This is a genomic window from Marilutibacter chinensis, from assembly GCF_021725675.1.
GTDB classification, from domain to species: domain Bacteria; phylum Pseudomonadota; class Gammaproteobacteria; order Xanthomonadales; family Xanthomonadaceae; genus Marilutibacter; species Marilutibacter chinensis.
On record NZ_JAKJPO010000027.1, the window covers coordinates 1 to 5,732 of the forward strand.

The window sequence follows — 5,732 nt, forward strand, 5'->3', positions numbered from 1 at the left end:
GGGGGCGTATTGGAGGCGGTTTTCAGCGGGCGGTTGACGGTCTGGGGAGTTGCTGTAAGATGCGCGGCCCGCTGGCGGTGAGGTGCGAGCTGAACGGTGGCGGGGAGGCAGGAAACGGGGTGTGAAAAGGTGTTGACGGCCCTGAAAACTGCTGTATGATGAGCGGCTCCCTCGGGCACTTAGGCGATTGCCGGTGGCGGAGGGTGAAGCGAGAGGGGATGCGGCGTTGAGGCCGGTTCCGAAGATCTTTGACAGTGTGCGCAGGTGACTTGTGCGGGCGTCTGGCAGGTGGATGGTTGTCCATTTAGCTGGAGTCCGAACAGGAACCAAGTCAATTCAAATGCATGCAGATGCAAGCGATGTAATTTGGGACCTGGACGGCTCGGCACTCAAAGCATTTGGGATACGTCCCAAGCAGTTTTAAGTGAAGAGTTTGATCCTGGCTCAGAGTGAACGCTGGCGGCAGGCCTAACACATGCAAGTCGAACGGCAGCACAGGGGAGCTTGCTCCCTGGGTGGCGAGTGGCGGACGGGTGAGGAATGCGTCGGAATCTGCCTATTTGTGGGGGATAACGTAGGGAAACTTACGCTAATACCGCATACGACCTACGGGTGAAAGTGGGGGACCTTCGGGCCTCACGCAGATAGATGAGCCGACGTCGGATTAGCTAGTTGGCGGGGTAAAGGCCCACCAAGGCGACGATCCGTAGCTGGTCTGAGAGGATGATCAGCCACACTGGGACTGAGACACGGCCCAGACTCCTACGGGAGGCAGCAGTGGGGAATATTGGACAATGGGCGCAAGCCTGATCCAGCCATGCCGCGTGTGTGAAGAAGGCCTTCGGGTTGTAAAGCACTTTTGTACGGGAAGAAACGCGACCGGTTAATACCTGGTCGAACTGACGGTACCGTAAGAATAAGCACCGGCTAACTTCGTGCCAGCAGCCGCGGTAATACGAAGGGTGCAAGCGTTACTCGGAATTACTGGGCGTAAAGCGTGCGTAGGTGGTTTGTTAAGTCAGATGTGAAAGCCCTGGGCTCAACCTGGGAACTGCATTTGATACTGGCAGGCTAGAGTGCGGTAGAGGGTAGCGGAATTCCCGGTGTAGCAGTGAAATGCGTAGATATCGGGAGGAACATCCGTGGCGAAGGCGGCTACCTGGACCAGCACTGACACTGAGGCACGAAAGCGTGGGGAGCAAACAGGATTAGATACCCTGGTAGTCCACGCCCTAAACGATGCGAACTGGATGTTGGGGACACTTAGGTCTTCAGTATCGAAGCTAACGCGTTAAGTTCGCCGCCTGGGAAGTACGGTCGCAAGACTGAAACTCAAAGGAATTGACGGGGGCCCGCACAAGCGGTGGAGTATGTGGTTTAATTCGATGCAACGCGCAGAACCTTACCTGGCCTTGACATCCACGGAACTTTCCAGAGATGGATTGGTGCCTTCGGGAACCGTGAGACAGGTGCTGCATGGCTGTCGTCAGCTCGTGTCGTGAGATGTTGGGTTAAGTCCCGCAACGAGCGCAACCCTTGTCCTTAGTTGCCAGCACGTAAAGGTGGGAACTCTAAGGAGACCGCCGGCGACAAGCCGGAGGAAGGTGGGGATGACGTCAAGTCATCATGGCCCTTACGGCCAGGGCTACACACGTACTACAATGGTAGGGACAGAGGGCTGCGAACCCGCGAGGGCAAGCCAATCCCAGAAACCCTATCCCAGTCCGGATTGGAGTCTGCAACTCGACTCCATGAAGTCGGAATCGCTAGTAATCGCAGATCAGCATTGCTGCGGTGAATACGTTCCCGGGCCTTGTACACACCGCCCGTCACACCATGGGAGTGGGTTGCTCCAGAAGTAGCTAGTCTAACCTTCGGGAGGACGGTTACCACGGAGTGATTCATGACTGGGGTGAAGTCGTAACAAGGTAGCCGTATCGGAAGGTGCGGCTGGATCACCTCCTTTCGAGACAAGACAGCACATTGCCTGTCAGGCGTCCGCACAAGTGACCTGCATACAGAGTTCCGGTTGATCGACAGATCGACGCGGGAGCGTCCCATATGGCGAAAGCATTGGGGCCATAGCTCAGCTGGGAGAGCACCTGCTTTGCAAGCAGGGGGTCGTCGGTTCGATCCCGACTGGCTCCACCACGCTTCCGGTGAGCACGACACGAGTTTCATTGGGTCTGTAGCTCAGGTGGTTAGAGCGCACCCCTGATAAGGGTGAGGCCGGTGGTTCGAGTCCTCCCAGACCCACCACTTCCGCGAGCGAACTCTGTAACTGCGCACACATGAAGACTTGAAGCACCGAGGCGTTGAGGCCTGGGTGCGTTCTTTGAAAAATGGGAAGTAGCGAGCGTTTTGAGACGAATGTCCATGACGTGTCGTAGAGGCTAAGGCGGGAATCGAGAGATTCCTATATTTGAGTCGTTGCAATATTCGCGTCCGGGATTTGTACTCCTGGGCACAGAGACTCCGAGGCGACTTGGGGTTATATGGTCAAGCGAATAAGCGCACACGGTGGATGCCTTGGCGGTCAGAGGCGATGAAGGACGTGGCAGCCTGCGAAAAGCGTGGGGGAGCTGGCAACAAGCATTGATCCCGCGATGTCCGAATGGGGAAACCCACCTCGCAAGAGGTATCGTGCAGTGAATACATAGCTGTACGAAGCGAACCCGGAGAACTGAAATATCTAAGTACCCGGAGGAAAAGAAATCAACCGAGATTCCCTCAGTAGTGACGAGCGAACGGGGAACAGCCCTTAAGTCGATTGTGTTCTAGCAAAGCGGTCTGGAAAGTCCGGCCATAGAAGGTGATAGCCCTGTATGCGAAAGGGCACATTCGATGAAATCGAGTAGGGCGGGGCACGTGAAACCCTGTCTGAACATGGGGGGACCATCCTCCAAGGCTAAATACTCCTGACCGACCGATAGTGAACCAGTACCGTGAGGGAAAGGCGAAAAGAACCCTGGTGAAGGGAGTGAAATAGACCCTGAAACCGTGTGCGTACAAGCAGTAGGAGCCCTTCGGGGTGACTGCGTACCTTTTGTATAATGGGTCAGCGACTTATTGTTCGTGGCAAGCTTAACCGTATAGGGGAGGCGAAGGGAAACCGAGTCTGATAAGGGCGCATAGTCGCGGGCAATAGACCCGAAACCGGGTGATCTAGTCATGCCCAGGGTGAAGGTTGAGTAACATCAACTGGAGGCCCGAACCCACTCCCGTTGCAAAGGTAGGGGATGAGGTGTGATTAGGAGTGAAAAGCTAATCGAACCCGGAGATAGCTGGTTCTCCTCGAAAGCTATTTAGGTAGCGCCTCATGTGAATCTTCCTGGGGGTAGAGCACTGTTATGGCTAGGGGGTCATTGCGACTTACCAAACCATGGCAAACTCCGAATACCAGGACAGACTGCATGGGAGACACACGGCGGGTGCTAACGTCCGTCGTGAAAAGGGAAACAACCCAGACCCACAGCTAAGGTCCCCAATTTCGTGCTAAGTGGAAAACGATGTGGAAAGGCACAGACAGCCAGGAGGTTGGCTTAGAAGCAGCCACCCTTTAAAGAAAGCGTAATAGCTCACTGGTCGAGTCGGTCTGCGCGGAAGATTTAACGGGGCTAAGCACGAAACCGAAGCTTGGGGTGCACACCTTTGGTGTGCGCGGTAGAGGAGCGTTCCGTAAGCCTGCGAAGGTGGATCGAGAGGTCTGCTGGAGGTATCGGAAGTGCGAATGCTGACATGAGTAACGATAATGCGGGTGAAAAGCCCGCACGCCGAAAGCCCAAGGTTTCCTTGCGCAACGTTAATCGGCGCAGGGTGAGTCGGCCCCTAAGGCGAGGCAGAAATGCGTAGTCGATGGGAAGCTGGTTAATATTCCAGCACCTCGCGTAAGTGCGATGGAGGGACGGAGAAGGCTAGGTCTACCGGGCGTTGGTTGTCCCGGGGAAAGGCGGTAGGTGTGGGTCTTAGGCAAATCCGGGACCCTTTAACACCGAGCACCGAGACGAGCTCATTAGAGCGAAGTGATTGATGCCACGCTTCCAGGAAAAGCTCCTAAGCTTCAGCTTACGCAGACCGTACCGTAAACCGACACAGGTGGGCAGGATGAGAATTCTCAGGCGCTTGAGAGAACTCGGGTGAAGGAACTAGGCAACATGGCACCGTAACTTCGGGAGAAGGTGCGCCCTTGATGGTGGCTCATGCGAGCTATAGCTGTCGGGGGCCGCAGTGACCAGGCCGCTGCGACTGTTTATCAAAAACACAGCACTCTGCAAACACGAAAGTGGACGTATAGGGTGTGACGCCTGCCCGGTGCCGGAAGGTTAATTGATGGGGTCAGCCGCAAGGCGAAGCTCTTGATCGAAGCCCCGGTAAACGGCGGCCGTAACTATAACGGTCCTAAGGTAGCGAAATTCCTTGTCGGGTAAGTTCCGACCTGCACGAATGGCGTAACGACAGCGGCGCTGTCTCCACCCGAGACTCAGTGAAATTGAAATCGCTGTGAAGATGCAGCGTTCCCGTGGCAAGACGGAAAGACCCCGTGAACCTTTACTATAGCTTTACACTGAACGTTGAGTTCGTCTGTGTAGGATAGGTGGGAGGCTTTGAAACCAGGACGCCAGTTCTGGTGGAGCCATCCTTGAAATACCACCCTGTCGTGCTTGACGTTCTAACCTGGGCCCGTAATCCGGGTCGGGGACCGTGTATGGTGGGTAGTTTGACTGGGGCGGTCTCCTCCCAAAGAGTAACGGAGGAGCACGAAGGTACGCTCAGCGCGGTCGGACATCGCGCACTGTGTGCAAAGGCATAAGCGTGCTTGACTGCAAGATCGACGGATCAAGCAGGTACGAAAGTAGGTCTTAGTGATCCGGTGGTTCTGTATGGAAGGGCCATCGCTCAACGGATAAAAGGTACTCCGGGGATAACAGGCTGATACCGCCCAAGAGTTCATATCGACGGCGGTGTTTGGCACCTCGATGTCGGCTCATCACATCCTGGGGCTGTAGTCGGTCCCAAGGGTATGGCTGTTCGCCATTTAAAGTGGTACGCGAGCTGGGTTCAGAACGTCGTGAGACAGTTCGGTCCCTATCTGCCATGGGCGTTGGAGATTTGAGAGGGGCTGCTCCTAGTACGAGAGGACCGGAGTGGACGAACCTCTGGTGTTCCGGTTGTCACGCCAGTGGCACTGCCGGGTAGCTATGTTCGGAAGCGATAACCGCTGAAAGCATCTAAGCGGGAAGCGCGCCTCAAGATGAGATCTCCCGGGACACAAGTCCCCTAAAGGAACCATGAAGACTACGTGGTTGATAGGTCAGGTGTGTAAGTGCAGCAATGCATTGAGCTAACTGATACTAATGATCCGTGAGGCTTGACCATATAACCTCAAGTGGCCTTGGACTCGACGACACGTCGACGACATTTGTCTCATGCGCATCCAGCGCAAGAGCCCGCACTTCCATGTGCGGACTTTCCAAGAAACCTTCGCTACTTCCCTCCCCATGCAAGCGGGCGCGTTTCGCGCTGCTTCACCCGCTTGTTCAGCGACCATAGCGCTGTGGTACCACCCGATCCCATTCCGAACTCGGAAGTGAAACGCAGCTGCGCCGATGGTAGTGTGGCTCAAGCCATGCGAGAGTAGGTCATCGCTGAACATTTACACCGAAGGCCGGTCCCCACAAGGGGCCGGCCTTCTTCTTTGCAACACCGCCCACAACTGGGCTCGGCCGAACTCC

General features: G+C 55.7%; 2 tRNA genes and 3 rRNA genes. All 5 read left to right on the plus strand.

What is annotated here, in order from left to right:
• Positions 1–421 precede the first annotated feature (421 nt).
• The 5 genes from L3V18_RS19095 (at position 422) to rrf (ending at position 5,651) form a co-directional block, all read left to right on the plus strand.
• Positions 422–1,966, plus strand: a 16S ribosomal RNA gene (locus L3V18_RS19095).
• A 109-nt stretch (positions 1,967–2,075) separates the two neighbouring features.
• Positions 2,076–2,151, plus strand: a tRNA-Ala gene (locus tag L3V18_RS19100).
• Positions 2,152–2,182: 31 nt separating this feature from the next.
• Positions 2,183–2,259, plus strand: a tRNA-Ile gene (locus L3V18_RS19105).
• A gap of 238 nt (positions 2,260–2,497) precedes the next feature.
• Positions 2,498–5,376, plus strand: a 23S ribosomal RNA gene (locus L3V18_RS19110).
• A gap of 160 nt (positions 5,377–5,536) precedes the next feature.
• A 5S ribosomal RNA gene (gene rrf, locus L3V18_RS19115) occupies positions 5,537–5,651 on the plus strand.
• The 16S, 23S and 5S rRNA genes sit together here with 2 tRNA genes alongside, the layout of an rRNA operon.
• The last annotated feature ends 81 nt before the right edge of the window (positions 5,652–5,732 follow it).